Source organism: Arthrobacter sp. Bi83, from assembly GCF_918698095.1.
Lineage (GTDB): Bacteria > Actinomycetota > Actinomycetes > Actinomycetales > Micrococcaceae > Arthrobacter.
This window is the reverse complement of sequence record NZ_CAKKLY010000002.1, coordinates 192217-218750: the sequence shown is the minus strand read 5'-3', so window position 1 is coordinate 218750 and position 26534 is coordinate 192217. Positions and strand designations below refer to the sequence as shown.

Sequence of the window (26534 nt, the reverse complement as noted above, 5' to 3'; positions counted from 1 at the left end):
GAACGGTCCAGGCGGGAATTGTCGCCGCCGTCCGGGCGCCGGTCACGGCCTGGTACTCTAACTGGCCCCCTAACAAGGCCAATCGTGCGCCGCCTCCGCGAAGCGCTGTGCCTTGACCGCCGGGTCCCGGAACAAAGCGGGAACGGCGCCGACCCGCATCTGCGGGCGCAATCCGTCCTGGATGCAGGGCCTGGCACTGCAACGCGGCAGCCGTCCTGCGGGCCCGACTTGGAGGACCGGGGGAGTGCTGTCGTCGAGTTCACGTTCCTGGGCCTGCTCCTCATGGTGCCGGTGGTGTACTTCATCATCACCGTGGCACAGATCCAGGGCGGCTCATTCGCGGTGGTCGGCGCGGCAGACCAGGCGGCTAAGGTTTTCGTGGCCCAACCCGACGAACCGGCCGGTCGGGCAGCAGCAGAGCAGGCAGCCGTCCTGGCCATCGCGGACTACGGCCATCCCGCCGAAAACGCCCGCGTGGAAGTGAGCTGTGATCGTGGGGACTGCATGGCCGCGGGATCTGCGGTCACCGTGACGGTCCATCTCAGCGTGCCTCTGCCTTTTGTCCCCTTCAGCGAAGCATTCCACCTCAACGCCAGCCAGCTGAACGCCTCGGCGACCCAAGTTGTGGGCAGGTTCCGTTGAGTGTCCCCGTACTGCGCCGACCGTGCGCCGCCGCTGAGGGCAGCGTAGCCGCCGGGCCCGAAGACGGGCAGATGACCGTGCTCATCATTGGATTCGTCATGTTGGCACTCCTGGTCAGCACCGTGGTGATGGCCGCGTCCAGCCTCTACATCGAGCACAAGAAGCTCCTGTCCCTGGCGGACGGTGCGTCCGTTGCCGCCGCGGGCAGCTACACCCTGGGCCAGGTGGAATCGGCCGGGGGCACTCCTTCGGCCGTGCTGAGTGGGGACCGCGTCAGGAACGTCGCCTCTGACTACCTCAGCCGGAACGGTGCGTTCGGGCGCCTTGACGGGCTGGCCGTCGCTCCGGCGACCGGCACGCCTGACGGTGCCACCGCCGTCGTGGTTCTCAGCGCGGCGGTGCATCCTCCGGTGGTCAACTTCCTCGTGCCGGACGGCATACGGATTGAAGCGGCCTCCACCGCGCGGTCCAGGCTCACTCGCTGACGTGCGCGCACCTACCGCCCATCCCACCGTCCGGCCGAAGGAGGCGGATAGCGTAGGCTTAAACCACCATGGCTCAAATAGATTTTTCTGCAGAGATCCGCGCCTTGCGCGCCACCTACACCTCCATTGAGAACGTCACCAACGTGGAGGCGCTGAAGGAAGACATCGCAGAACTGAGCGAGCGCGCCGGCGAACCGAATCTGTGGGATGACCCCGCAGCCGCTCAGGTGATCACCTCACGGCTGTCGCACCGCCAGTCAGAACTTGAGCGGCTGAACACGCTGGTCTCCCGCATCGACGACCTTGAGGTCCTCGTGGAGCTGGGCCAGGACGAGGACGACGCCGATTCGATGGGCGAGGCCGCCGCGGAGCTCGAGTCGATCAGGAAGTCCCTCAAGGAGCTTGAGGTCGTCACGCTCCTCGCAGGCGAATACGACGAGCGCGAGGCCGTGGTAACCATTCGCTCGGGTGCCGGCGGCGTCGATGCTGCCGACTTCGCGGAAATGCTCCTCCGGATGTACCTGCGCTGGGCCGAGCGGCATGGATACCCCACCACAGTCATGGACACTTCCTATGCAGAGGAAGCCGGGCTTAAGTCCGCCACCTTCGAGGTCAATGCACCGTACGCTTTCGGCACGCTGAGCGTCGAGGCCGGCACACACCGGCTGGTCCGGATCAGCCCCTTTGACAACCAGGGCCGCCGCCAGACGTCCTTCGCGGCGGTGGAAGTCATTCCGCTCATCGAGCAGACCGACTCCATCGACATCCCGGACAATGAGATCCGGGTGGACGTCTTCAGGTCCTCCGGCCCCGGCGGCCAGTCGGTCAACACGACCGACTCTGCCGTCCGGCTGACACATATCCCCACCGGCACTGTGGTGTCGATGCAGAATGAAAAGTCACAGCTGCAGAACCGCGCCGCTGCATTGCGCGTGCTCCAGTCCCGCCTCCTTTTGCTGAAGAAAGAACAGGAGGACGCCGAGAAGAAGGCGTTCGCCGGTGACGTCAAAGCATCCTGGGGCGACCAGATGCGCTCCTATGTCCTGAACCCGTACCAGATGGTCAAGGACCTCCGGACCGAACACGAAGTGGGCAACACGTCAGCAGTGTTCGACGGCGCAATCGACGACTTCATCGAGGCCGGCATCCGTTGGCGCACCGACAACCGCAACGCTGACAAGTAGGCGAGCCGGCCGGCCGGCAACGCGGGCGTGGCTGCGCGACGGACGGGAGGCCGCCCACCAGCCGCCCGGCCTCCGGTTTCAATACAGCGACTTTCAATACAGCGACCTTCTATACTGCGACCTATACTGCGACACGCCCCTCTGACTCACCCGGGAGTTCCTGCCCCCGTAGGTATAGTCGAGAAGCCGGAGCTCTCCTTCCCCCAAGAGAAAGCCCCCGCACCGGTTGCAGACCAGGCCCACAGGGCCGTGTCCTGCAGGGTACATAGGGTCATGATCCGATTCGAAAATGTCACCAAGGTCTACGACCAGACAACCCGGCCCGCGCTGGACTCTGTCACCCTTGAAATCGACCGTGGTGAATTTGCCTTCCTTGTCGGCGCATCCGGATCCGGCAAGTCGACGTTCCTGCGCCTGGTGCTCAAGGAAGACCGCGCCACGTCCGGCACCGTCTATGTCGCAGGGCAAAACGTCGCCAACATCTCAAGCTGGCGCGTTCCGAGGCTGCGCCGCGGAATCGGCGTCGTGTTCCAGGACTTCCGCCTGCTCCCGCAAAAGAACGTGTTCGCGAACGTCGCCTTCGCCATGCAGGTCATCGGCAAAAGCCGCAGCGTCATCCGGGACACCGTCCCCGAAGTACTCAAGACCGTGGGGCTGGAGGGGAAAGAGAAGCGCATGCCGCACGAGCTCTCCGGCGGAGAGCAGCAGCGCGTGGCAATCGCCCGCGCCGTGGTGAACCGTCCCGGCATCCTGCTGGCCGACGAGCCCACCGGCAACCTCGATCCCACCACGTCCATGGGGATCATGGGCGTTCTGGACAAGATCAACCAGAACGGCACCACCGTGGTCATGGCCACGCACGACGACGACATCGTGAATGAAATGCGCAAGCGCGTCGTAGAGCTGAAGAACGGCGTGGTCATCCGCGACGAAGCCCGCGCGCTGTACACGTCGATGATTCCGATCGTCGGCCAGTCCCGCAGGCTCCGCGATGCCAGTGGCCGGGAGGAGGCCGGCGGGGGATTCCCCGCGCCGGACGACCCACGCAACGTGTCGCCGGAAAGGCATACATCCAACCGTTCAGGGGAGGGCCGGCTGTGAGGCTCCAGTTCATCCTCGGGGAAATCGGCAGCGGCCTGCGCCGGAACATGTCCATGGTGGTTTCGGTCATCCTGGTTACCTTCGTGTCACTCACGTTCGTCGGCGCCGCCGGCATGCTCCAGCTGCAGATCAACCAGATGAAGGGCTACTGGTACGACAAAGTCCAGGTAGCGGTCTTCCTCTGCGGTGAAGGTTCGACGGCGGCCGGTTGCGCTTCGGGTTCAGCGACGCCTGAGCAGCAGGACAACTTGCGGACGCTCCTTGAGTCACCGGCCGTTTCCCAGTACATCAACGACTTCCAGTTCGAGTCCAAGGACGACGCCTACAAGCATTTCAAGGAGCAGTTCTCGAACTCTCCCATCGTGGACTCCGTCACCCCGGACCAGCTTCCTGCGTCCTTCCGGATCAACATGAAGGATCCGGAAAAGTACCAGATCATCAGTGAAACCTTCTCCTCGCAGCCCGGGGTGGAAACGGTCATTGACCAGCGGCAGGTCCTGGAGCGGTTGTTTTCTGTCATGAACGCAGCATCCCTGGTGGCTGTGAGCATCGCCGGCGTCATGACGGTGTGCGCGATTTTGCTCATTGCCACCACCATCAGGCTGTCAGCCTTCAGCCGGCGCCGCGAGACCGGGATCATGAGACTCGTGGGCGCGTCAAAGACGGTGATCCAGCTGCCGTTCATCCTGGAGGGCGTCATCGCCGCCGTGATCGGTGCAGCGCTGGCGTCAGGCACCCTCTGGGCGGTGGCGCACTTCTTCCTCGGCGAATACATGTCCAAGCAGTACCCGGACACTGCATTTATCTCCCCAGCGCAGACCCTGCTGCTGGCGCCGGCGCTCATCGGCCTGGGCGTAGTTCTGGCCGGTACTTCATCTCTGTTGACCCTCCGCCGATACTTGAGGGTATAGGCCATGCATATCGAAGGAACGCCCATGATTGCAAAGCCCGGCCGGCAGCTGCCGAGCGTCCCTTCGGGACGCCAACGCAGGATCATCAGCGCCGCACTCGCGGTGGTGCTGGCCGCCGGGCTCGGATCGTCGGCCCCCGCATTTGCCGGCGACCTGGAAGACCAGCAGGCCGCGCTCAAGGACGAAGCGGCCCGCGTCCAGCAGTCCCTGGAGTTCGTTGATGCGAAGATCTCCAAAGCAGCGGGAGACCTGGTCATTTTCCGTGGCCAGCTCCCCGGCGCCCAGCAGGCGCTGCTCGAGGCCCAGGGCCGGGTGGCGAGTGCGGTGAAAGAGGTGGAAGCCCTTGCTGCCCGCGTGGATCTGGCCCAGCAAAACAAGGCGAAGATCACCCAGCAGCTTGATTCCGACAAACAGAAAATTGCCAGCACCAAGAAGCTGATCGGCCAGATCGCCACCCAGGCGTACAAGTCCGGCGGTGTGCCTTCGAACCTGACGCTTTTCTTCGGCTCGAACAACACCGGCAGCCTCACCGACACCATCGACCTTGCAGACCAGGCCATGCGCAGCCAGAACTCCGCCATGGACAAGCTGAGCCAGCAAAATGCGACCAACGTGAATTCGCAGGCCCGGCTGGAAGCTGTTGAGGCGGAGATCCAGGACCTGAAGGCCAAGGCCGACGCCGCCCTGGAGAAGGAAAAAGCCGCCCGCGACGAGGCAGCTGCCAAGAAGGCCAGGGTGGACAAGCTCATCGCGGACACCGCACGCCTGAACAAGCAGCTCGAAGCTGCCAAACCCGGCATCCAGAGCAAACTTGCCGCAGTCAAAGCGCGCCAGGACAAAGTTGCTGCCGAGATCGTTGAACGGGACCGGAAGCTGCGCGAAGCCTGGCTGGCGGAACAGCGGCGCATCGCCGAGGCCGCCGCAGCGGCGGCGCGCGCCCAGGCCGAGGCTGCTGCCCGCGCCCGCGGTGACGAGGAAGCCGCTGCCCGGGCCCGGATCGTGCAGCCGTACGTGCCGCCGGCGGCGGGTCCGCCGTCGGCCTTCGGTCTCCGCCACCCGTTCGACGCCGGCGTCCCGATCACCTCCGGTTTTGGCTGGCGGGCAACGCCGCCGGGCACGATCGACTTCTACGGCGCCGGCGGCTACATGCACACCGGCATCGACTTCGGTGCCGCCTGCGGCACGCCCGTCTATGCGCCCGCCGCCGGCACCGTGATCTCGGCCGGCTGGGCCGACGACGGCGGCGGCAACAACGTCAAGATCTCCCACGGCGTGGTCCAGGGCAATTCGCTGACAACGATTTTCTACCACAACACGAGCGTCGTGGTTTCCGTGGGGCAACAGGTCAGCCAGGGGCAGCTGATCGCGTACTCGGGTACCACCGGTAACTCCACCGGCTGCCACTCGCACTTTGAGACGTGGCTGAACGGCGAAGCAGTCGACCCCATGCGCCTGCTGTGATGCCCTGACCCCGCCGCAACCGGCCGAACGACTGCCGTACACTGGAATGACTTTGCTCCGCGACAGCCGAAGCACCCAACTTTCAAAGATCTGAGGAGTTCTACCGTGCCGAAAGAAAGTGGCCGTAAGGTAGTGGCCACCAACCGGAAGGCCCGGCATGACTACCATGTCCTGGACACCTACGAGGCCGGCATCGCCCTGATGGGCACCGAGGTAAAGTCCCTCCGGGAGGGCCACGCCTCCATGGTTGACGGCTTCTGCACGTTCTACAACGACGAGCTGTGGATGGAGGGTATCCATATCCCCGAGTACAACCAGGGGAGCTGGACCAACCACGCCGCCCGCCGGCGCCGCAAACTGCTGCTGCACCGCGAGGAGCTGATCAAGATCTCGCACAAGGTCAGGGAGTCCGGTTTTACGATCGTGCCGCTCCAGCTGTACTTCCTGGACGGCCGTGCCAAAGTGGAGATCGGGATCGCCCGAGGCAAGAAGGAATATGACAAGCGCCAGACCCTGAGGGAACAGCAGGACAAGCGCGAGGCGCTCCGCGTGATGCGGGAACGCAACCGCGGCTAGGAATTTTTCGCCCGACGGATGCGTTATGATGAATAGTCCGGCAGGAACTTGTGGTTCCCGCCGGTTTGGTAACAAAATACGGGGATGATCGGTTTCGACGATGTTAGTCGCGACAGGTGAAGCGGGCCGAGGATGCAGAATTATCTCGTAAACGCTGTCTGCAAACCAATAAGTGCCGAATCTAAGCGCACTGACTTCGCTCTTGCTGCCTAAGCAGTAAGACAGTCCGTCAGCCCGAGGCTGCTATCGCCCCGGATCCTGGCGTCATTTAGATAGCCACTGCTGTTTGCCCCCGTCATCGGGGTAAACGGGACTCTTAGATGACTGGGCCCGGATCAGCCGCCTGTTTGCAGGACGGCTGGGGCCGAGAAAATCCGACGCAAACTGCGCCCGGAGAAGCCCTGACAACACGACATCGGACGGGGGTTCAATTCCCCCCATCTCCACGGTATAAAAGCCGAACACGTACAGCCCGGACCCGCGTCCGGGCTGTACGCGTTTAAGCGCTGTCTTCGGGCGGCGATGTGACCTACGCCGGTGTTCACCGACGGCGTAGGCCGCCGGGGACTAGCCGGGCCGCAGCAGGGGTTGTTCCAGATACCAATCAATTTTCGCCAAGCACGAAACGGCCAAGGGAGGCGCGCCATGTCCACGGCGCCTGCAACTTCACCGGGTCCTGACAGAGACGACGGGCCCCTCGATTCCTACTCCGAGACGGTGATCCGGGTGGCCAGTACGGTCACGCCGCACGTCGCCGCGATCGAAATGACAGGCAACGGGCGCAACGGACGGTTCCGGGTGGGAGCCGGCTCCGCCGTGCTGTTTACGGAAGACGGTTACCTGTTGACCAACGCCCATGTGGTCGCCGGAACGCAGAAGGGCCGTGCCGTGTTCGCGGACGGCTCCGCGACTGACCTTGAAATGGTGGGGGCGGATCCCCTTTCAGACCTCGCCGTGGTCCGCGGCCGGGCGCCGCACGTGGCGCCCGCGGAATTCGGCGATGCCGAATCCCTCCGTGTGGGTCAGCTGGTCATCGCGGTCGGCAACCCGCTCGGCCTCGCAGGTTCTGTGACGGCGGGCGTGGTCAGCGGCTTGGGTAGGGCCATCCCCGTCTGGGCCGGGCGCAACCGCAGGGTCATCGAGGATGTCATCCAGACGGACGCCGCCCTGAACGCCGGCAGTTCAGGCGGTGCCCTGGCGGATGCCCGCAGCAGGATCGTGGGGATCAACACCGCCGTGGCCGGCGCGGGGCTGGGCCTGGCGGTGCCGATCAATAAAACCACCCGACGGATCATCGCCGCGCTTTTGGCTGACGGGCGGGTACGCCGCGCTTACCTGGGCGTGATCAGCACACCCATCAGGCTCGGCCCCAGCGCGGTGATCCGCACCGGCCAGCGCGACGGCCTGCGCGTGGTTGAAGTGCTCTCGGGTTCCCCTGCCGAGCACGCCGGCCTGAAGGTGGGCGACGTGCTGCTGAGGGCGGCATCGCGACCGGTGAGCAACGCCGAGAGCCTGCAAAAGCTGCTCTTCGCCGACGCCATCGGCGAACCCATGGTCATCGTGGTCCTGCGGGACGGGCACGAGCTGGAGATTGTGGCCGTCCCGGCGGAAATGGCGGAACCCGGCTAGGACGGCACCAGGACCGCTCAAGGGAGCGGGACCGCCAAACATGAAGAGCGGGGCCGGAACCGGCCCCGCTCTTCATTGCATTTACGTGCGGCTATGAACGTTTCTTCAGATGCGCGACGGGATCCGGGGCTCCCTCAAGGGGCCCCTTCGCTTTCTTGTCCGCGCGTTTTTGTTTGATGGTCTTGCCCGCTTTTTTCAGCTGATGCGTGTGCGGCGACTTGTCCGGCATGGCGTGCTCCCTCGTCCGAGGAGCAGGAGAGTGCCCCTCCCTACGTAAATTACGCCTGTTTCGCGCCGAATGTAACTGCCCGGCGAAGGCACCTGCGGCTCAGACGGAAACGTCCGAGATGCCCACGAAGCGGCTGCCCACGCCGTCGAATTCGCTTCTGACGAACCCCGCAGCCGGTGCCGGAATGTCAGCCGGGCTGTGGTGGCTGCAGCTGACGTAGGTAAACTCCGGCCACCATTTTTTGGGCCTCGCGGCCTCCTCGTAGCCACAGACGTCGCAGCGCAGATGAACCCACACCGGGCGCTTTCCCGTGCGGTTGGCCCGCGACTGGAGTAGCCACTGTGGGGGATTGTCCAGGATTTCACCCAGCTCGGCTTCCGTCAGCCGGCTGGGAATGCCGTGGCGCTGGGCCATTTCCATAGGTACATCAAGGGCAATTGCCGCATCGCGTCTGCTAATCATCACAGTCCACGATACGGTAAAGCATGACCGATGCAGCCTCCCGCGCTGTTCCTACCCGACTGCAGCGCCAGGTCCTCATGGTGGCCATCGTGGCGTCGTTCATGGCCATCCTGGACAGCTTTGTGGTCAGCATTGCACTCCCCGCAATAGGCCGGGAACTCGGCGGCGGGCTGCCCATCCAGCAGTGGGTAGTGGACGCGTACCTCCTGACGCTGGGTGCCCTGATCCTCGCCGCCGGCTCACTCTCGGATCACTTCGGCCGCGCCAGGGTGCTGCAATGGGGTCTGGCCGGGTTCGCCGCAACGTCAGTTCTCTGCGGTGCGGCGTGGACCGCGGAGGTCCTGGTGATAAGCCGCGGCCTGCAGGGAGTCGCCGGTGCGCTGCTGGTTCCCAGCTCCCTGGCCCTGATCGTCAACCACTTTTCCGACAGCGCGCAGGGTGCGGCGATCGGCAAGTGGTCTGCCTGGACCAGCGCCGCCGCCATTGTCGCCCCGCTGATCGGGGGAGTGTCCGTGGATCTCCTCTCGTGGCGCGTCATCTTTTTCATCAACGTCCTCCCTGCTGCCGCCATCTGGCCGGTGCTGGCGAAGCTGCGGAGCTCGGACGCTGCGCCCGATCCGGCGAGCAGCATCGACGTTACGGGAGCGCTGCTGGCAGTCGGGGCACTGGGCGGGCCGGTCTATGCCCTGATCGAGCAGGGGACGGCGGGCTGGGCCAGCCCGCAGGTCTGGCTTCCCCTCGCCGCGGGCATCGTGTGCCTGATTCTGTTTCTTGTTCACGAATCCCGGACGGCCTCACCAATCCTGCCGCTGGGAATGTTCACCGTCCGGAACTTCGGCTGGGGCAACGTTGCCACTGCAGCCATCTACGGCGGATTCTCCCTCGGCTTCTTTGCGTTGGGCATCTACATCCAGCAGATCGGCGGCATGAAGGCGACCACGGCGGGCTTTGCGCTCTTGCCGTCCACCGTGATCCTCATGGTATCGGCGTCATTTTTTGGCCGCTTGGCAGGCAAACACGGTCCCCGCTGGTTCATGGCATGCGGGCCGGCACTGTGTGCAGTGGGCTTCCTGCTCACCCTGACGGTGGGCACGCCACTGAGCTACTGGACCCAGGTGCTGCCCGGGCAGCTGGTTTTCGGTCTGGGCCTGGCAATGACCGTTGCGCCTCTCACCACGGCGATCCTCGGTGCCGTTCCGCAGGACCAAGCCGGCGTCGGTTCGGCCGTCAACAACGCCGTCTCGAGGATTGCCGGTCTCGTGTGCATCGCCTTTGCCGGGTTCATCATCGGCCCGGTCCTGACGACAGAGGGCCTGCACCGGGCCCTGATTGCCACGGCGGCGCTGCTGTTGCTCGGGGCGGCCGCCTCGGCCGTCGGAATCCGCAACCCTGTCCGGCAGCAGCAAGCCTGAAAGCGGAGCACGACGGCGGTGCTGGCGCCGCCTGGGCGGCCGGCCCGCCTCCGGGGGACTACCCGCCGCTGAATGCGATGCCTGCCGCCGCGGCCGCCAGCCCGGCCACGAGGTTGATCCCGACATTGAGCGCTGCGGCAGGGTACCGATCCTCGCTGACCAGCCGGACAGTGGCCGTGGTCCAGGAGCTGAAGGTGGTCAGGCCGCCGGCCAGTCCGGTGGCCAGCGCTGCATGCCATTCCGGTCCGACGCGGCTGCTGAGACCGATCGACAGTCCGATGACAAGGGACCCCGCGACATTGACCAGCAACGTGGCCCAGGGCCAGTGGCGGCGGGGCGTTGGCTTGCCGGCCAGCCAGGTGTCCGCGGCAAACCTGATGAGGGCGCCGGCAATGCCGAACAGTCCCACCAGCAGCGGCGTAGCCAGGACCCCGGCCGTCATGGACTGCCCCAGTTTCCTGCACCGAACGCTTTCCCGGCTTTCCAGCCTACTGCCGCGGCGCCAAGGCCCAGCAGGACGGACAGGGACAGGTAGAGAACCCATACTGCGTGGAGCCCACCGCGAGCCAGCTGGTCCACTGAAGCAACCACCGCTGAGAAGGTGGTGAAGGATCCGAGCAGACCTGGCCCGATGGCGGCACGGAGCCAGAAGGCAGTGTGCGGCCGCGCGATCCAGATGGTGGTCAGCATGCCAAGGACGAAGCTTCCGGCGACGTTGATGGCCAGTGTGGTCCACGGCACGGCGCCGGCGGACTCCGGAAACAGCACGCCGAGACCGTACCGCAGCTCTGTGCCCGCCAGCCCTCCCGCGGCGACGGCGGCCCAGGTCCGCCAGCCGTGGCTGCCGGCCGCTGTCACTGCGGTTCCTTTATCAGCCGACGCAGCCTTCATGCTGCCGCAGTCATGGGGCGCCCGGCGATGGCGTGGCCGTTCATCCGGAGCCGGCCATCCGGCAGCCCGGGTGCACTTCTTCGCTCTGCACCCACAGTGCCGAGGTGACCTCGTCGGCGAGATCAAAGTCGCGGCTTCTGCCCGCCGAAGCGATACGCACCACGAGGGCGCCGCCGAACGGTTTGCGCCCCATGACCTCGACGTCGGAGTCCAGGTCGATCTCTTCGGCGGCCAAGTAGCGCAGCAGCTCCGGATTTTCGTCGCTGATCCGGGTGATCCTGCCAGTATGGCCCTCGTCGAGTTCGCTCATCCGGTGGGCCAGCGGCATCTGTACCGTGCCGTCAGCGGAGGGGATGGGGTCACCGTGGGGATCCCGGGTCGGGTTGCCGAGCCTGGCCGCCATCCGTTCGATGAATGTGTCGGAGACGGCATGCTCGAGCAGCTCGGCTTCGTCGTGCACCTCATCCCAGCTGTACCCCAGGTCCTGCACCAGGTACGTCTCGATGAGCCGGTGCCGCCGGACCATGGAAAGGGCCAGGCGCATGCCCTCCTGGGTCAGGGTGATGGCGCTGTAGGGCTTGTGAAGGACCAGGCCCTGGTCCTTGAGTTTGCGGACCATCTCGGACACCGAGGAATTGGCTACGCCAAGGCGCTGGGCCAGCTGCGTCGACGTAATGGGTTTGTCCTGCCACTCCGTGAAAGAGTAGATGACCTTGACGTAGTCCTCGATCGAGGAGGATGGCGTGCTGGTCTTCACAGATCCAAGCCTACCCGTTGCGGGTGCGGCATCACGCCCTGACGGCCCGCCATGTCTGGGTGAGGTAGGGGAGGCTCAACAGTTCGCCGCGGGCGTGACCCAGATGGTCGTGGAGGTACCAGTCGAGGTTTCCGGTGACCTTGGCGCGGGTGGCCCCGTTGGCGGCGAGATAGTAGCTGCGCGTCTTGGTCAGCTCGAGGATGTCGGCCGTGGTGACCGGGTCGTCCCACAGGGTCAGGTGGCTTTCCAGGCCCGTGAATTCGGGGCCTATGGGCGGACGGAAGTCCGGCTTGTGGACATCGCCGGCGTGCATGATGCGCGAGAGTCTGTGGACCCATGGCACTGACGTATCCAGCTGGTTCCAGATCAGGCCGAGCACTCCGTCGGGTCTCAGTACCCGGGCGATTTCGGTGCTGGCCCGCAGCGGCTCGCACCAGTGCCATGCCTGTGCCACCGTCACGACGTCGAAGGCCGAGCCGGGCAGCCCCGTGTCCTCAGCGGTGCCCTCACGCGCCGCCACTGCCGGATAGGCGACGCGGAGCTGATCAAGCATGTCCGGCGAGGGATCCACGGCGCTGACCGCCAGGCCGCGTTCCACGAGCAAGGCGGTGAACTTGCCGGTACCGGCGCCTATGTCAGCAGCTGTCCGGGCGCCGGCAGGAATGATCCAGTCCGCGGACTCGGCAGGGTAGCCGGGACGGACGCGGTGGTAGTGTTCGCCGCCGTCCTGGAAACTCTGCCCGAGTTCCTGACGCCGCCACTGGTCGAGTTTGGGGCCACCGCGTGCCACGCGCCGTCTCCTTAGGGCAGGCTGAAAATTTACCCTTCGAATTTACCGCATGGAGCACCCTGGCGGAGTGCCGGGATCAGTCCAGCGCGCAGGGGGCCGCGCCGGCGGTGCCGGGGGTGTTGGGTGCCCAGTCCGGGTAGCTGCGGGTGTCGTTGGCCGGAACCCAGCGTCCCGAGTCCACCACATAGTCCCAGCCGAGGCCGGTGCGGCGCAGTTCTTCGATGCCGGCGAGGAGCCGCTGGGCGTCCTCGAGCCGCGAACCTACGCCAAAGCTGGCGCGCAGGGAGCCGGACGGAAGTCCCAGGCGCTTGAGCAGCGGGTGGGCGCAGAAGCGGCCGTCGCGGAGTCCGACGCCGTGTTCGGCGGAAAGGTAGGCCGCCACCAGGCCGGCGTCGTAGCCTTCCACTGAGAAGTTCACTACGCCGATCGTGTCGTTGTCCGCGTCGGTGTCCGAGAAGATCTGGTGCACGGTGACGCCTTCGATCCTCCGCAGCCCCTCGACGAGGAAGGACCGGATGGCCGCCTCGTGGGCGTGCCAGCGCTCCTGGTCCAGGGCAGCGACCACCTGCGTTGCGCGGGCCAGGGTGGCAGCGCCCAGGACGTTGGGCGAACCGCCTTCATGGCGGGCGGGGCCGGTGGTCCAGCTGACGCCGTCGAGCCGGGCTTCACTGACAGCGCCGCCGCCCGCAAGGTGCGGGGTGCCGGCGTCGAGCCAGTCAGGGCGTCCCACCAGGACGCCGGAACCGAACGGCGCGTAGAGCTTGTGGCCGGAAAAGGCGAGATAATCGACGTCGTCCGCGGCGATGTTGATGCGGCGGTGCGGAGCGAGCTGTGCCGCGTCCACCACGATCCGGGCGCCGAACTCGTGTGCCAGCGCGGCAAGGCGGCGGATTGGCAGTATTTCGCCGGTGACGTTGGAGGCGCCGGTCACGGCGAGGAGGCTGACGTCGCCATGCTCCAGTTCAGCCCGGAGGCTGGCGATGGTGGCCTCGAGGGTGGCGGATGCCACCACGCTGCGGTGCGGCACGCCCTGCCAGGGCAACAGGTTGGCGTGGTGCTCGATGTCGAGGTACAGGACTTCCCCCGTGTGGTGGTGGTCCTCCACCGGGAGGCAGCCTGCCAGCAGGTTGAGGGAGTCCGTGGTGTTGCGCGTGAAGATTACGGAGTCATCCGGGCGGCCGCCGACAAAGTCGCGGACGATGTTCCGGGCGTTCTCATAGACCGACGTGCTGATCTGCGATGCGTAACCCGCGCCGCGGTGCACGCTGGCGTAGAACGGCAGGATCTCGTTGAGGTAAGCCGACACCACGGACAGCGCAGGTGCCGACGCGCCGTAATCGAGGTTGGCGTAACGCACGTGGCCGCCCTGGATCAGCGGAGCCTGGATCTCGGCGCCGGTAACTGCGGCCAGCGGCCGTCCGGCAGCGGCAATGCGATCGTCGAGCAGGCCGGCGCCGGTGTTGGAGGAGAACGTTGCAGTAGTCATGGGACCTCGCTGTGAAAGGACCCCTTTGTGACGGGGATCCGCGCTTGCCGGGTCCGTTCCGGACCGGCCTGGTCGTCACCCGGGGCACCCCACCGCGAATGGAGGGTTGCCGGCCAGCAAACCGGGGTTTCGCGCTGGCACTCGTGACCTGTAAAGAGCGTAGGACATCCCGGCGGGCGATGGAAAAGGCCAACGTGAATGTTAAGCGGTTTGTTACAGCCCCGCTTCATCTGGCCGGAATGCCGAACATACGCCGGCGGACGCCCTCCTGAGGGGGCGCCCGCCGTCGATAATTCTTCGGAAAGTTTGTTGGACCGAACTACAGCAGGTCGTCCAGCTGTGGGTTGAGCCGCTTGAGGACCTCCGAATGAAGGATGGAGTTGGTGGCCAATGCGTTGCCGCCGAAGGGACCGTCGGTTCCTTCGAGTGAGGTGAAGCGGCCGCCGGCTTCCGTGACGATGGGCACCAGCGCAGCCATGTCATACAGGTTCAGTTCCGGCTCGCAGGCGATGTCCACGGACCCTTCCGCCACCATGCAGTAGGACCAGAAATCCCCGAAGGCGCGGGTGCGCCAGACGTCTTCGGTGAGGGCGAGGAACTCGTCGAGGTTCCCGCGTTCTTTCCAGCCGCCGAGGCTCGAGTAGGACAGCGAAGCGTCCGAAAGATTCGAGACATTCGAGACTTTCAGCCGGGTGGCTGCGGCAAGGGAGCGCCCCATGTAGGCGCCCGCGCCCTTGGCTGCCCACCAGCGTTTGCCGAGTGCCGGGGCGCTGACGACACCCACCACGGGCTCGCCTTCATCGACGAGCGCAATCAGCGTGGCCCACACCGGCACCCCGCGGACGAAGTTCTTGGTGCCGTCGATGGGGTCAATGATCCAGCGCCGGGAACCGTGGCCCGAACTGCCGAACTCCTCGCCGAGGACGGCATCGCGGGGGCGGGAGCGGGAGAGCTGGCCCCGGATGGACTCCTCGGCGGCTTTGTCGGCATCCGTGACCGGCGTCAGGTCGGGCTTGGTTTCGATCTTAAGGTCCAGCGCCTTGAACCGGCTCATGGTCTGGTCATCCACGGAATCCGCCAGTACATGGGCCAGTCGCAGGTCATCGTTGTAGCTCGAAGCGGGTTGGGTCATGGTTCCAAACTACCGTCAAAGGACCGGCGGGGCGGGGATGTCCGCATGCCGGAGCCGCCGGGGAGACTAGCTGACGCTTCCCAGTTCCTTGGCTTCCTGGGCCTCCATGCGCGGATCGGTGCCCAGCAGGCGGCGCAGGGACGCTAGCCTCGCAGGCCCGGAAGGGCCTGCGTGGCCGGCTTCCACCCAGGCATCCACGCCGCAGTTGACGGCGGTTGCATCGTGCTTGCAGCCGCGTTCGCAGGCTTCGGTGCCGGGCTCCAGGTCAGGGAAGGAATGCAGGATTCGGTCCGGGTCCACATGCGCGAGGCCAAACGAGCGGATCCCCGGGGTGTCGATGATCCAGCTCCCGGTGGGCGCGTCCGCGAGCTTGAGCGCGAGGGCCGACGACGACGTGTGCCGGCCGCGTCCCGTGACGGCGTTAACGCCGCCGGTTGCCCGCTCCGCGCCGGTCAATGCATTCACCATGGTGGACTTGCCGACGCCGGAGTGGCCCAGCATGACAGTCACCTTGCCGTCCAGGTGGGCGCGCAGCTGGGAGACGGCGTCAAGGTCGAGGCGTGCGGACAAGCCATCATCGGAGCGGGCGTCGATGCCCGACGCCGCAGAGTCCGCTGTGCGGCTAATGATGACGGGGAAGTCGAGATGGCGGTAGTTGTCCAGCAGCTCGGTGGGGTCCTTGACGTCTGCCTTCGTCACGAGCAGCAGCGGCTCGATGCCGGCGTCGTAGGCGGCCACCAGCGCGCGGTCGATGAAACCGGTGCGGGGCTCCGGATTGGCGGCAGCCACCACGACGACCAGCTGGTCCGCATTGGCCACCACGGCGCGTTCAATCGGGTCAGTGTCGTCCGCGCTCCGGCGCAGGAGCGTTTTCCGGGCCTGGATCTTTACGAGCCGGGCGAGCGTGTCCGGAGCACCTGACACGTCACCCACGAGGGATACGAAGTCGCCGGCCACCACGGGGGAGCGGCGGAGCTCGCGGGCCCGGGCAGCGATGATCGTCCGCTCGTCGCCGGAGTCCTCACCCACCACTGCCGTATACCGGCCACGGTCAACGGTGATGATGCGTCCGGTGACGGCATCGTCATGGCTGGGACGGTCTTTGGTGCGCGGACGGGAGCCCTTCTTGTTCGGGCGGATCCGGACGTCGGATTCGTCCCAGGACTCAGTGCTGCGTGCCACCGCTGGTCCCTGCGTTGTTCCTCTGGGTGCGGCCGGTCCGCTGTGTGAGCATGTCCGCCCACAGCTGCGGGAAGTCCGGCATGGTCTTGGCCGTTGTGCTGATGTCCTGGACTTCGACGCCCTTCACGGCCAGTCCGAGGATGGCGCCTGCAGTGGCCATCCGGTGGTCAGCGTAGCTGCGGACCACACCGCCATGGAGCTTTGCGGGCCGGATGATCAGCCCGTCGCCCGTCTCTTCGGCGTCTCCGCCCAGCCGGTTGATTTCCGTGACGAGTGCGGCGAGGCGGTCTGTCTCGTGCCCGCGGAGGTGTGCGATGCCGCTAAGCCGTGACGGGCCGGTGGCGAGGGCGCAGAGCGCCGCGACAGTGGGGGCCAGTTCGCTCGTTTCCGCGAAGTCGGCGCCCGTGATCTCGCTGCCTCCGGTGACGGTCAGCGTTCCGTCCTGCAGTGTCACGGCCGCGCCCATATCCGTCAGGATGCTCCGCCAAAGATCGCCCACCTGAGTGGTGTGTTCGGGCCAGTCCGGGATCCGCACAGTGCCGCCCGAGGCGAGGGCCGCGGCCAGGAACGGCCCGGCGTTGGACAGGTCCTGTTCGATTTTCTCATCAAAGGCACGGATCGGCCCGGGGCTGACGATCCAGTGGTTCGGAGTGGAGTTGTCCACTTCCACACCCACGCCGCGCAGCACGGCCACGGTCATGTTGATGTGGTCAAGGCTTGGGACAGGGTCTCCGGAGTGTTCGAGGTGCAGGCCTTCGGTGAAGCGTGCGCCGACGAGCAGCAGCGCGGAGACAAACTGGGATGACGCGCTCGCGTCGATGACGAGATGGCCGCCGCGGACCTCTCCCGTCCCGTCAACGCGGAAAGGCAGGGAAGAGGGTGTCCCGCCGGCGTCGCCGCGAACGGTGACGCCGAGGGCCGCCAGCGCCTCGATGATGGTTCCCATCGGCCGCTCCCGGGCGTGCGGGTCGCCGTCGAACACAGCGACACCGTGGCGCAGGGCTGCCAGAGGCGGAACGAAACGCATGACAGTGCCGGCCAGGCCGCAGTCGATGGCGACGTCCAGGGCGCCGGAACCGGACGGGATGGGCGTCACCTCGAGGTCGGGGCCGAAGGTACTGTCGCCCGGCACCTCGCGGACGTCGGCGCCGAGTTGCCGGAGCGCACCGATCATCAGCGCGGAATCCCGGGAGTGCAGCGGGGCACGCAGGCGGGAGGGCCCGTCGGCCAGCGCCGCAAGCACGAGATACCTGTTGGTCAGTGACTTCGAACCGGGGACGCGCACGGTGGCGTCCACCGGCTGCTCCGCAAACGGCGCGGGCCAGTGCGGAGCGGCGCCGGTGTGGTCAGCGGGCGCGTCCGTGATGGATCCTGTCATTCGAGCCTATGCCCCTACCGCGTGGTCTACGGCCTTGCGGACTGCCTTGTCGGCCTTGTGCAGCTTCTTTCCGGTGGTCTTGCGGGCGTCCGCGGCGAGGTGGCTTGCCGTTTTCCGGGCGTCAGCTGCGAGGTGCTCCGCGCGCCAGGCAAGGCTAGGCTTGCCCGCGGTATCAACGGAGGCCAGCAGCACGCCACCGGTAAGGGTGACGTTCTTGAGCAGCTGGTTGCGGCGGGCGTCCCGGCCTTCCTTGCTGCTGATGTCCGCACTGCGCCATTCAACGAACGCGTTCAGCGCTGAGATGATGGCCAGGAGGGTAGCGGACAACCGCGCGAACTTGCCGACGGCGAACAGGACGCCGGCGCCCACCTGGGTTCCGCCGATCACCCGGGCCAGGACCTTCTCGTTGGTCTGGAACGGAAGTGTTTCCGCGGCGCGGCGCAGGAGGGGGGACAACTGTTCCACAGTGTCGTCCGCATTCCTGAGCTTGTCCACGCCGGCGAGGACGAAACTTGAAGCCAGCATCGGCCGGGCGAGAAAACGGACAAAGGACATGAATTTCCTCCTGGATGGACGAGCCGCGGTGACTGCGGCGGAGTCGGTTCTAGTCTTGCACTTTTGCGGAATATTTGCCCGCTTGGCGTCGTTGTGCACTGCAGATCCGGAACACCCCGGGACAGCAGTCCTGGACCGTTGCCGGCATCGAAACATGGTTGGGCGGCGTCCCGGACGGCCTTTTGCCGCAGAAGCCTGCGCAAGGGACCGGTCCGCGGGAGACGTGCCGCCGGACAGGGCTTTGGCGGCCTGGGGCGCACGGAGCACCCGGGGTGTCGAGTGCCCGACATGCGGGAAAGTGGAGTGGAGATGGAGCTTTGACTTTGGTGAAAGACGCTGTAGAGCTGCGGGGACCTATTGACGTGTCGGCATTTGACGTGCCGCTGGAGGAGTCCGCCGAACTTCCCTATGGCGCCAACCCTGGCCCAAGGGCAGTTCCGCGGGTGACAGTAGACTTGAAGGCAATGAGCACCGTGGATCCGGCCCTAGAGGCCACGCAAGAGGACGCAGGGAACGCCGCCGACGACATCAGCGCGCCGGAGATCAGCGCGCCGCAGGCCGGGGAGCTGGCGGAGGAAATCGACGTCGCCACTGAAAGTCCGGAGGCGCGGCGGGCCCGGTTTGAGCGCGACGCCATGCAGTACGTGGACCAGTTGTACTCGGCCGCAATGCGCATGGCCCGGAACCCGTCGGACGCGGAGGATCTCGTCCAGGAGGCCTACACCAAGGCGTTTTCGGCATTCCATCAGTACAAGCCAGGGACCAACCTGAAGGCCTGGCTGTACCGGATCCTGACGAACACCTACATCAATCTCTATCGGAAGCGGCAGCGTGAGCCGCTGCAGTCCAACTCGGACACCATCGAGGACTGGCAGCTCGCCAGGGCTGAGTCGCATACGTCCAGCGGGCTCCGTTCGGCGGAGGCAGAGGCCCTCGACCACCTGCCGGATTCGGACGTCAAGCGCGCGCTGCAGGCGATTCCGGAGGAATTCCGGCTGGCTGTCTACTTCGCCGACGTCGAAGGCTTCGCATACAAAGAAATTTCAGACATCATGAACACCCCCATCGGCACCGTCATGTCCCGGCTTCACCGCGGCCGAAAGATGCTGCGGGACATGCTCGCGGATTACGCCGCTGAACGGGGATTCAAGGCTGCTGAACCCAACGCAGCAGCGGAAAGCAACAAACAGGAGAACAGGAAATGAGCGACTGCCAGGGATTGGGCGATTGCGACGACGCCCGGATGCAACGTATCTACGAGTATCTGGATGGTGCCCTGACCCGCAGTGATATTGCGGAGATCAAACATCACCTGGACGAGTGCCCGGAATGCACGCAGCAGTATGACCTCGAGTGCGTCATCCGCAACATGGTCAAGCGGTCCTGCACGGAAGCCGCTCCGGAAAACCTCAAGAACGCAATCCTGGACAGAATCCACAGCATCCGGCCAGTGGACGCCTGACGCCGGCCACCAAAGCGAAGTGCCCCGGAACCGACAGGTTCCGGGGCACTTCGTTTAAGCTTCGGTTCAAGCCGTGGCTTAGGTGTTGGGGCGCTTCCCGTGGTTAGCGCCGCCACGCTTACGGTCACGACGTTTACGTGCACGTTTGCTCATAGCTGGCCTCCTTAATATCGGTACTCAAAAGAGCTGCCCTCAAGTCTCCCACATCACGGGACAGGCCGCGAACCGGCGCCATTGGCGGCACATTGGGGAGTCTTCACGGCTTAGGCCTTTAGTGAATTCCTGATCGAAATGCGCGCCTGCTCAAGGACTGTCCTTACAGTCTCCACTGTGACGGGGGTGATGGGATGTGCGCCCGCCCGGGTGCGGAGCTCCACCCGCAGATCGTCCCGGAAAGCCTGGAGCAGCATCTCGGCTTCCTTGAGCATGCGTTGCGCGTCAGGGGAGGACCGGGACGAGGAGCCGCGATAGTCGCCTGACGTGGCAGCAAACCGTGCGGCTTCCGCCGTGGCCGCGAGGTCGGCCCGGAGTCCCCGCATGTTGCTCCGGATGTCCGCGCGGAGGTCGTCAGCCAGCCGGCGCACGGAAGCCGAAATGTCGTTCTCCACGCCGGCGAGCTCATCCCTGCGGCCGTTCAGCTCGGCCAGGCCGGCGTCGGTGATGCGGTAATTGGTGCGCCGGCCCTCCGATTCGGTGGCCACCAGACCCTCTTCTTCCAGTTTGCCAAGCCGCGGATAGATGGTGCCGGCGCTGGGGGAGTACGTGCCGCCGAACCGTTCGCTCAACGCCTTGATCAGTTCGTAGCCGTGTTTGGGGCCAGACTCGAGGAGCGCCAGCAGGTAGAGGCGGAGCGCGCCGTGGGCGAAGACCGGAGGCATCAGAGGCCCGTTCCGACGTCCGCGGGGGCCTGGCTGTGGAAGATGGACGTCTTGCCCGACAGTGAATTGGTCCGGACCAGCGTCAGCTTGGCGTCCGGGCCTGCAATGGTTTGCACCCTGCCGCCGGGCTGGGCGTATCTCTGGTCATCGATCACCACAGCGCCGCTGGCAGTATTGGCTACTATGTCCACGCCCACGTCGTGGGGGAGCCTGATGGTCACGTCGCCGGAAACCGAGTTGGCTCCGAAGTCGTGGGTGAAGCCCTGAAGGTCAAAGCTCAGGTCGCCGCTGACGGTGTTGGCGCGGATGTTGCTGAATTTGCCCGACGCCGTGACCTCGCCAGAGACACTTTTTGCCGTCAGTACGCCACTGTGGTTCCTGGCGATGACCTCGCCGCTGACGGTATTTACATGGAGATCACCCGACGTCCTGTCCGACATGACGGAGCCGGATACGGTGTTGAGCCTGGTGTGCCCGGTGATTCCTGAGACGAGTCCGTCGCCGCTGACGGTTCCCGCTTCAACGTCGACGCCGGCCGGTACGGCAATGCTGATCACCGCCGAGTTGTTGCTGCTGTTGTTGACCGAACCCATGAGGTTCTTGAACCAGCCCTGGGGGCCGTGCAGCTGGTGCCTGACCTCCAGCCGTCCGCCTACCACCGTGACAGCCAGCGGGTCGCCGTGGACCTCCGAGACCTCGATCCTGGCCACGTCCTCGTCGTGGGTCACGATGTCGAACCGACCGCGGACAATGCCGAGCCTTAGCGATGAGACGCCGTCGACGTCGATGGTCTGCGGACCGGTGACGGTCCACGATTTCTCTGTCATGATTCCTCCGGTTGCGATATATCGTGACTGTAAAATCACGATATATCGCAACTGCCGGAAGATCAAGATATATCGCGAGTGGTTTCGGTTACTCGGGAGCGTCCATTCCCAGCCACTGGAACCAGCCGCGGTGGAGAACTAGCCAGGCCATCAGTCCGTAGCCGGCCTGGCCCGGAGTGCCCCCATTGGCTGCGAGGTCCTGGCGCCACTGCTCGTGGTTGAGCAAGGGTGAAAACGTGTCCACATAGAGGTGCTTGCGACGCGTGGTGACATCGGCAAACGCGGTGTTCAGCTCACCGAGACGGCCGTTCTGCGCCGGGTCGAGCGTGGGGGGCGGTCCCACGACAAATACCTCAAGCCTCTTCTGAGTGGCTGAGTCAAGAATGTTGGCGAGGTTGAGCCTGCTCCGGGCGGTCGACAGCCCGAATTCAACGTCACGACCCGAGAGGCCGATCACGAGCCGGTTATCGTGCCCGTCACTGAACCGACGGCCGGCTTCCTCGAGCCAGCGGGCGGCAAGGCCTTCGGTGCCCTCCTGGGGGCAGGGAAGGGCGTAGCTTTCAAGCGTCATGCCGTCCTGCGGAGTGCGGGCCAGGACACGGCCCAGCCAGCCCAGCGCCCGAGGGTCTCCGAGCCCGGCCAGCAGTTCATCTCCAACCGCCGCAATACGCAGCTTCCTGTCTTCCACTACTACCTCTTCACTTATTTTGAGGGCGTGCCCTGAGTGCTGGACTGTACTGCACGGCGGCCCAATCCGGAGACTGTGCCGGCGTTACTGGCTGTGTCCATTAACTCACGCCGATTAAACAGAACTGCCCGGCTGGAATCGGTATGTCACCGTCCGGCCGGGCAGCTGCTCTGCTACTTACGGGCGAATGCCTGCTTGAGGAGGGAATCCTGCTCTGCGGCGTGGCGCTTCATGGAACCCGCCGCCGTGGACGCCGAGGCCGGCCGCGAGATCAGGCGAACCTGGCGGTCCAGTGCCTGCGGCAGGTTCAGGCCCATGAACGGCCAAGGGCCCTGGTTCGCGGGTTCGTCCTGCGCCCAGACCACTTCGGCGTTGGGGTACTTGGCCAGTTCAGCTTCGATTTCCGCCTGCGGCAGCGGGTAGAGCTGCTCCACACGGACGATCGCCGTCGAGGTGTCGCCCGTCTTCTGCCGGGTGGACAGCAGATCGTAGTAGAGGCGGCCGGAGACGAGGAGAACGCGTTCGACGGCGTCCGCCTGCAGCTGCTCATGCTCACCAATGACCGGCCGGAAGCCGCCTGTGGTGAAGTCTTCCACGGCAGAAGCCGCAGCCTTGAGGCGCAGCAGCTGCTTCGGCGTGAAGATGATGAGCGGCTTGCGCGGGCGGCTGTACGCCTGGCGGCGCAGCAGGTGGAAGTGCGAGGCCGCCGTCGTGGGATTGGCCACGATCATGTTTTCCTCGGCACACATCAGCAGGAACCGCTCGATGCGGGCGGAGGAGTGGTCCGGGCCCTGGCCCTCGTAGCCGTGCGGAAGCATCAGCACGAGCGACGAGCGCTGGCCCCACTTCTGTTCGGCGGAGGAGATGAATTCATCGATGATGGTCTGCGCACCGTTGACGAAGTCGCCGAACTGCGCTTCCCAGAGCACCAGGGCATCCGGACGCTCCACCGAGTAGCCGTATTCGAAGCCCATGGCCGCGTATTCGGACAGCAGGGAGTCGTAGATCCACAGCTTGGCCTGGTTGTCCGAGAGATTGCCCAGGGGCAGCCACTCGTTGCCGTTGGCGCGGTCGTGGAAAACTGCGTGGCGCTGCACGAACGTGCCGCGGCGGGAGTCCTGGCCGGCGAGGCGCACGGGTACGCCCTCCATGATGAGCGAACCGAAGGCCGCGATCTCGCCGAAGCCCCAGTCGATGCCGCCTTCGCGGGACATCTGCTCACGCTTCTCAAGCAGCTGCTTGAGCTTCGCATGGACGGTGAAGCCCTCGGGAATCTCCACGTGGGCCTTGCCGATCCGGGCCAGCGTATCTGCCGAGACTGCGGTGGATGCCGGGGCGTTGGTACCGAAGTCCGACTGCTGAGCCTGGGGCCGCTCGATGTCCGAGACCGCAGCGGAGTCCGCCGTGATGATCGGGATCGGCGAGGTCTGCGCCGCGTGGGTTTCGGCGAACACGCGCTCAAGGCGTTCCTGGTAGTCGCGCAGCAGCTGCTCGGCTTCGTCCTCGGTGATGTCGCCGCGGCCGATCAGTGATTCGGTGTAGAGCTTGCGGACCGAGCGCTTGGCCTCGATGAGGTTGTACATGAGCGGCTGGGTCATCGAGGGGTCGTCGCCCTCGTTGTGGCCGCGGCGCCGGTAGCAGACCATGTCGATGACAACGTCCTTGTGGAACTTCTGGCGGAATTCGTAGGCGAGCTGGCCGATGCGGACCACTGCCTCCGGATCGTCGCCGTTCACGTGGAACACCGGTGCCTGGATCATCTTGGCGACATCCGTGGAGTAGGTGGAGGAACGCGAAGAGGACGGTGCGGTGGTGAAGCCGACCTGGTTGTTGACCACGACGTGGATGGTGCCTCCGGTGCGGTAGCCGCGCAGCTGGGAGAGGTTGAGGGTCTCAGCAACCACACCCTGGCCGGCGAAGGCTGCGTCACCGTGGACCATGATGGGCAGCACGGGGAAGGCCTCGCCCTGGTCCAGGCGGTCCTGCTTGGCGCGGACGATGCCCTCAAGCACGGAGTCAACAGCCTCGAGGTGCGAGGGGTTGGCGGCCAGGTAGACCTTGGTCTCGTTGCCGCTGTCCGATGTGAACGTGCCCTCGGTGCCCAGGTGGTACTTGACGTCGCCGGAGCCCTGCACGGAGCGGGGATCCTGGGTGCCCTCGAACTCGCGGAAAACCTGGGCGTAGGTCTTGCCGGCGATGTTGGTGAGCACATTGAGCCGTCCGCGGTGGGCCATGCCAATGGCCACTTCGTCCAGTCCGTCGTCGGCGGCATCGGAGATGATGGCGTCAAGCAGCGGAATCAGGGACTCGCCACCCTCAAGGGAGAAGCGCTTCTGGCCGACGAACTTGGTCTGCAGGAAGGTCTCGAAGGCCTCTGCGGCGTTGAGCTTGGAGACGATACGCAGCTGCTCTTCGCGGCTCGGCTTGGAATACGGGTGTTCCAGCTGGTCCTGGAACCACTTGCGCTCGGCGGGCTCCTGGATGTGCATGTACTCGATGCCGGTGGTGCGGCAGTACGCGTCACGAAGCACGCCGAGGATGTCGCGGAAGGCCAGCATGGGTTTGCCGCCGAAGCCGCCAGTCGGCCATTCACGGTCCAGGTCCCACAGCGTCAGGCCGTAGGTAAGGACGTCGAGGTCGGGGTGCTTGCGCTGGACGTACTCCAGCGGATCGGTGTCCGCCATGAGGTGTCCGCGGACACGGTAGGAGTGGATCAGCTGCTGGATCCTGGCGACCTTGTTGATCTGGTCGGAGGGATCCACCTGAAGGTCCGGGCTCCAGCGCACCGGCTCGTAGGGGATGCGCAGGGATTCGAAGATTTCGTCGTAGAAGTCCTGGGCGCCGAGCAGGAGCTGGTGAACGAGCTTGAGGAACTCGCCGCTGCCTGCACCCTGGATGACGCGGTGGTCATAGGTGGACGTCAGCGTGAGGACCTTGCTGATGGCGTTGTGCGCAATGATCTTCTCGCTGGCACCCTGGAATTCAGCAGGGTAATCCAGGGCGCCGACGCCGATGATGGCAGCCTGGCCCTTGGAGAGGCGAGGCACGGAGTGGACGGTGCCGATGCCGCCGGGGTTGGTCAGCGACACCGTGGTGCCGGCGTGGTCGTCGGCCGTCAGCTTGCCGGAACGGGCCCTCTTGATGAGGTCCTCGTACGTGTGCCAGAACTCCGAGAAGTTGAGGGTCTCAGCCTTCTTGATGTTCGGAACCATGAGCAGGCGTGTGCCGTCAGGCTTCGGCATGTCGATGGCGATGCCGAAGTTCACGTGGGCCGGCTGGACGGCGACGGGCTTGCCGTCGACTTCGTCGTAGTACACGTTCATGGAGGGGAACTGCGAGAGCGCCCGGATGACCGCGTAGCCGATCAGGTGGGTGAAGGAGACTTTGCCGCCGCGTGCTCGGGCAAGGTTGGAGTTGATGACAACGCGGTTGTCGATCAGAAGCTTGGCCGGAATTGCCCGGACGGAGGTGGCCGTGGGCACTTCGAGGCTTGTGACCATGTTGGAGGCGATGGCCTTGGCAGGACCGCGAAGAACGGAGACGACGTCTTCCTCGGGCGCGGTGGGTGCCTTCACGTTTTTGGGGAGCTGGGCCGGAATGGGCTGGGCGCCGGTGCCCGCCTCAGTCTTCTTTGCGCCGTCGCGGGCGACTGTTGCCGGAGCCTTCTTTACGGGTGCGGCCTGTGCCGGCGACGATGCCGGCGGGGCTGCGGGGGGCTGTGGCGCGGGAGCCGCGGCGGCGGGGGCCTTGGCCGGAGCCGGAGGCGCTACCACGGGCATTTCGCGGGTAGCCGGATGGGCCGGCGCGGACGCCGCGCCCGGGGCGCCGTTGGAAGATGGGCCGTTGCCGCTATCAAAAGATTCGAACAAGGGCCACCATTTAGCGTCGACCGTATTCTTGTCCTGCTGGTAACGCTCGTACAGTTCGTCAACGAGCCACTCGTTTCCGCCAAATTCCTCTGGTAGACGGTGGCTAGGCTGCTCTGGCACTTGAAATACGCCTCTTCCATGAGTTTGAATTCCTCTGGTCGCCACGGTGCCACGGCACAACAATCGAACCAGTTTCTGTGTCCTATGAACCCAGACCTCTGCCAGTCTAGTTACGATCCCGGCTTAACTGCCAATAAGGGTGACTCAAATCATGTCGCCGCCGAATTGTGGCGCGGGCCTGGCTGAAAACCGGGTGGAAGCGTGCTTCGGCCGCACGCCTGAGCCCCCTCCGGGAGAGTTCGAGCTGCGGCGCACGCACCGTCTGTCCCGTCCCCGCTCCTGTAGACTGCAACTCTTATGGACAGTAAATCTAGGTGCCGGCCTGGGGGCTGTCAGCGGAGCAGAATCAGCACCGCCGCGCAGCCCACCCGCAGAGCCGGCAAACCCCGTTCACGATCCCGTCAACGTCCGTCGCTCCACTTTGCTG

Annotated in this window: 26 protein-coding genes, 1 other RNA gene and 1 riboswitch; of the genes, 12 read left to right on the top strand and 15 right to left on the bottom strand. The window is 65.4% G+C overall.

What is annotated here, in order from left to right; genetic code table 11:
• The first annotated feature begins 228 nt into the window (after positions 1-228).
• From LQ144_RS02480 to LQ144_RS02440, 9 genes are all read left to right on the top strand, one after another.
• The gene (locus LQ144_RS02480) at positions 229-642 is read left to right on the top strand and encodes a hypothetical protein (RefSeq protein WP_354962122.1); all 414 of its coding nucleotides are present in this window, start codon (positions 229-231) and stop codon (positions 640-642) included.
• Positions 643-713: 71 nt separating this feature from the next.
• On the top strand, positions 714-1127 hold the full coding sequence (locus tag LQ144_RS02475; RefSeq protein ID WP_230116962.1) for a pilus assembly protein TadG-related protein: 414 nt from the start codon (positions 714-716) through the stop codon (positions 1125-1127).
• Positions 1128-1195: 68 nt separating this feature from the next.
• The gene (gene prfB / locus LQ144_RS02470; RefSeq protein WP_230116961.1) at positions 1196-2311 is read left to right on the top strand and encodes a peptide chain release factor 2; all 1116 of its coding nucleotides are present in this window, start codon (positions 1196-1198) and stop codon (positions 2309-2311) included.
• A 273-nt stretch (positions 2312-2584) separates the two neighbouring features.
• Entirely contained in the window at positions 2585-3412 is an 828-nt protein-coding gene (gene ftsE, locus LQ144_RS02465; protein WP_230116960.1) for a cell division ATP-binding protein FtsE, read from the top strand.
• Positions 3409-4323 (top strand): permease-like cell division protein FtsX, encoded by a 915-nt coding sequence (gene ftsX, locus LQ144_RS02460; RefSeq protein ID WP_230116959.1) that lies wholly within the window; start codon positions 3409-3411, stop codon positions 4321-4323. The genes ftsE and ftsX overlap by 4 nt, the downstream gene beginning before the upstream one ends.
• Positions 4324-4347: 24 nt before the next feature.
• Entirely contained in the window at positions 4348-5784 is a 1437-nt protein-coding gene (locus LQ144_RS02455) for a M23 family metallopeptidase (protein WP_230116958.1), read from the top strand.
• Positions 5785-5889: 105 nt separating this feature from the next.
• Positions 5890-6360, top strand: coding sequence for an SsrA-binding protein SmpB (smpB, locus tag LQ144_RS02450; protein ID WP_230116957.1), 471 nt, complete (start codon positions 5890-5892; stop codon positions 6358-6360).
• 80 nt (positions 6361-6440) lie between these two features.
• Positions 6441-6809: a transfer-messenger RNA gene (gene ssrA, locus LQ144_RS02445) on the top strand.
• 196 nt (positions 6810-7005) lie between these two features.
• A complete protein-coding gene (locus tag LQ144_RS02440) occupies positions 7006-7989 on the top strand; it encodes a trypsin-like peptidase domain-containing protein (protein ID WP_230116956.1) in 984 nt (327 codons plus the stop codon).
• 91 nt (positions 7990-8080) lie between these two features.
• On the opposite strand, the gene LQ144_RS02435 is transcribed toward LQ144_RS02440, so the two are convergent.
• Positions 8081-8218: a hypothetical protein gene (locus tag LQ144_RS02435; protein WP_230116955.1), complete on the bottom strand. Its 138-nt coding sequence runs from the start codon at positions 8216-8218 to the stop codon at positions 8081-8083.
• A 99-nt stretch (positions 8219-8317) separates the two neighbouring features.
• Complete coding sequence (locus LQ144_RS02430) at positions 8318-8680, bottom strand: hypothetical protein (RefSeq protein ID WP_230117053.1); 363 nt, start codon at positions 8678-8680, stop codon at positions 8318-8320.
• A gap of 23 nt (positions 8681-8703) precedes the next feature.
• Between LQ144_RS02430 and LQ144_RS02425 the strand changes: the two genes are divergently transcribed.
• Complete coding sequence (locus LQ144_RS02425) at positions 8704-10092, top strand: MFS transporter (protein WP_230116954.1); 1389 nt, start codon at positions 8704-8706, stop codon at positions 10090-10092.
• A gap of 58 nt (positions 10093-10150) precedes the next feature.
• On the opposite strand, the gene LQ144_RS02420 is transcribed toward LQ144_RS02425, so the two are convergent.
• The 9 genes from LQ144_RS02420 to LQ144_RS02380 form a co-directional block, all read right to left on the bottom strand.
• Positions 10151-10534 carry a CrcB family protein gene (locus LQ144_RS02420; protein WP_230116953.1) on the bottom strand — a complete coding sequence of 128 codons (384 nt, stop codon included), beginning with the start codon at positions 10532-10534 and terminating at the stop codon, positions 10151-10153.
• Positions 10531-10950, bottom strand: a complete 420-nt coding sequence (locus tag LQ144_RS02415) for a CrcB family protein (protein ID WP_230116952.1) — start codon at positions 10948-10950, stop codon at positions 10531-10533. Before LQ144_RS02415 ends, LQ144_RS02420 begins: the two co-directional genes overlap by 4 nt.
• A gap of 73 nt (positions 10951-11023) precedes the next feature.
• Positions 11024-11740, bottom strand: a complete 717-nt coding sequence (locus LQ144_RS02410) for a metal-dependent transcriptional regulator (protein WP_230116951.1) — start codon at positions 11738-11740, stop codon at positions 11024-11026.
• Between the two features lie 31 nt (positions 11741-11771).
• Positions 11772-12530 (bottom strand): class I SAM-dependent methyltransferase, encoded by a 759-nt coding sequence (locus LQ144_RS02405; RefSeq protein ID WP_230116950.1) that lies wholly within the window; start codon positions 12528-12530, stop codon positions 11772-11774.
• A gap of 76 nt (positions 12531-12606) precedes the next feature.
• Positions 12607-14016: an aminotransferase class V-fold PLP-dependent enzyme gene (locus LQ144_RS02400; protein ID WP_230116949.1), complete on the bottom strand. Its 1410-nt coding sequence runs from the start codon at positions 14014-14016 to the stop codon at positions 12607-12609.
• 35 nt (positions 14017-14051) lie between these two features.
• Positions 14052-14165, bottom strand: a riboswitch (SAM riboswitch).
• Between the two features lie 170 nt (positions 14166-14335).
• A complete protein-coding gene (gene hisN, locus LQ144_RS02395) occupies positions 14336-15148 on the bottom strand; it encodes a histidinol-phosphatase (RefSeq protein WP_230116948.1) in 813 nt (270 codons plus the stop codon).
• A 66-nt stretch (positions 15149-15214) separates the two neighbouring features.
• Positions 15215-16330, bottom strand: coding sequence for a ribosome small subunit-dependent GTPase A (locus LQ144_RS02390; RefSeq protein ID WP_230116947.1), 1116 nt, complete (start codon positions 16328-16330; stop codon positions 15215-15217).
• Positions 16314-17708: a 3-phosphoshikimate 1-carboxyvinyltransferase gene (aroA, locus tag LQ144_RS02385; RefSeq protein WP_230116946.1), complete on the bottom strand. Its 1395-nt coding sequence runs from the start codon at positions 17706-17708 to the stop codon at positions 16314-16316. Before aroA ends, LQ144_RS02390 begins: the two co-directional genes overlap by 17 nt.
• 6 nt (positions 17709-17714) lie before the next feature.
• Complete coding sequence (locus LQ144_RS02380) at positions 17715-18263, bottom strand: DoxX family protein (RefSeq protein WP_230116945.1); 549 nt, start codon at positions 18261-18263, stop codon at positions 17715-17717.
• 464 nt (positions 18264-18727) lie between these two features.
• On the opposite strand from LQ144_RS02380, the gene LQ144_RS02375 reads away from it, so the two are divergent.
• Positions 18728-19468 carry a sigma-70 family RNA polymerase sigma factor gene (locus tag LQ144_RS02375; RefSeq protein WP_230116944.1) on the top strand — a complete coding sequence of 247 codons (741 nt, stop codon included), beginning with the start codon at positions 18728-18730 and terminating at the stop codon, positions 19466-19468.
• Positions 19465-19725, top strand: coding sequence for a mycothiol system anti-sigma-R factor (gene rsrA / locus LQ144_RS02370; RefSeq protein ID WP_230116943.1), 261 nt, complete (start codon positions 19465-19467; stop codon positions 19723-19725). Before LQ144_RS02375 ends, rsrA begins: the two co-directional genes overlap by 4 nt.
• A 263-nt stretch (positions 19726-19988) precedes the next feature.
• Here rsrA and LQ144_RS02365 read toward each other — a convergent pair whose 3' ends face one another.
• The 4 genes from LQ144_RS02365 to LQ144_RS02350 all read right to left on the bottom strand — a co-directional run bounded on the left by LQ144_RS02365 (position 19989) and on the right by LQ144_RS02350 (position 26107).
• Positions 19989-20603 carry a PadR family transcriptional regulator gene (locus tag LQ144_RS02365; RefSeq protein WP_230116942.1) on the bottom strand — a complete coding sequence of 205 codons (615 nt, stop codon included), beginning with the start codon at positions 20601-20603 and terminating at the stop codon, positions 19989-19991.
• A complete protein-coding gene (locus LQ144_RS02360) occupies positions 20603-21430 on the bottom strand; it encodes a DUF4097 family beta strand repeat-containing protein (RefSeq protein WP_230116941.1) in 828 nt (275 codons plus the stop codon). The genes LQ144_RS02365 and LQ144_RS02360 overlap by 1 nt, the downstream gene beginning before the upstream one ends.
• A gap of 88 nt (positions 21431-21518) precedes the next feature.
• The gene (locus LQ144_RS02355) at positions 21519-22118 is read right to left on the bottom strand and encodes a GDSL-type esterase/lipase family protein (protein WP_230116940.1); all 600 of its coding nucleotides are present in this window, start codon (positions 22116-22118) and stop codon (positions 21519-21521) included.
• 173 nt (positions 22119-22291) lie between these two features.
• On the bottom strand, positions 22292-26107 hold the full coding sequence (locus LQ144_RS02350; protein ID WP_230116939.1) for a multifunctional oxoglutarate decarboxylase/oxoglutarate dehydrogenase thiamine pyrophosphate-binding subunit/dihydrolipoyllysine-residue succinyltransferase subunit: 3816 nt from the start codon (positions 26105-26107) through the stop codon (positions 22292-22294).
• Positions 26108-26534 lie beyond the last annotated feature (427 nt).

Bases quoted from the DNA above. Each gene is read 5' to 3' on its own strand.
- prfB (WP_230116961.1), top strand. From the start codon at position 1,196: ATGGCTCAAATAGATTTTTCTGCAGAGATCCGCGCCTTGCGCGCCACC.
- LQ144_RS02475 (WP_230116962.1), top strand. From the start codon at position 714: ATGACCGTGCTCATCATTGGATTCGTCATGTTGGCACTCCTGGTCAGC.
- hisN (WP_230116948.1), bottom strand. From the start codon at position 15,148: ATGACCCAACCCGCTTCGAGCTACAACGATGACCTGCGACTGGCCCAT.
- LQ144_RS02420 (WP_230116953.1), bottom strand. From the start codon at position 10,534: ATGACGGCCGGGGTCCTGGCTACGCCGCTGCTGGTGGGACTGTTCGGC.
- LQ144_RS02380 (WP_230116945.1), bottom strand. From the start codon at position 18,263: ATGTCCTTTGTCCGTTTTCTCGCCCGGCCGATGCTGGCTTCAAGTTTC.
- LQ144_RS02375 (WP_230116944.1), top strand. From the start codon at position 18,728: ATGAGCACCGTGGATCCGGCCCTAGAGGCCACGCAAGAGGACGCAGGG.
- aroA (WP_230116946.1), bottom strand. From the start codon at position 17,708: ATGACAGGATCCATCACGGACGCGCCCGCTGACCACACCGGCGCCGCT.
- LQ144_RS02400 (WP_230116949.1), bottom strand. From the start codon at position 14,016: ATGACTACTGCAACGTTCTCCTCCAACACCGGCGCCGGCCTGCTCGAC.
- rsrA (WP_230116943.1), top strand. From the start codon at position 19,465: ATGAGCGACTGCCAGGGATTGGGCGATTGCGACGACGCCCGGATGCAA.
- LQ144_RS02430 (WP_230117053.1), bottom strand. From the start codon at position 8,680: ATGATTAGCAGACGCGATGCGGCAATTGCCCTTGATGTACCTATGGAA.
- LQ144_RS02455 (WP_230116958.1), top strand. From the start codon at position 4,348: ATGATTGCAAAGCCCGGCCGGCAGCTGCCGAGCGTCCCTTCGGGACGC.
- LQ144_RS02425 (WP_230116954.1), top strand. From the start codon at position 8,704: ATGACCGATGCAGCCTCCCGCGCTGTTCCTACCCGACTGCAGCGCCAG.
- LQ144_RS02435 (WP_230116955.1), bottom strand. From the start codon at position 8,218: ATGCCGGACAAGTCGCCGCACACGCATCAGCTGAAAAAAGCGGGCAAG.
- ftsE (WP_230116960.1), top strand. From the start codon at position 2,585: ATGATCCGATTCGAAAATGTCACCAAGGTCTACGACCAGACAACCCGG.
- LQ144_RS02365 (WP_230116942.1), bottom strand. From the start codon at position 20,603: ATGCCTCCGGTCTTCGCCCACGGCGCGCTCCGCCTCTACCTGCTGGCG.
- LQ144_RS02360 (WP_230116941.1), bottom strand. From the start codon at position 21,430: ATGACAGAGAAATCGTGGACCGTCACCGGTCCGCAGACCATCGACGTC.
- LQ144_RS02440 (WP_230116956.1), top strand. From the start codon at position 7,006: ATGTCCACGGCGCCTGCAACTTCACCGGGTCCTGACAGAGACGACGGG.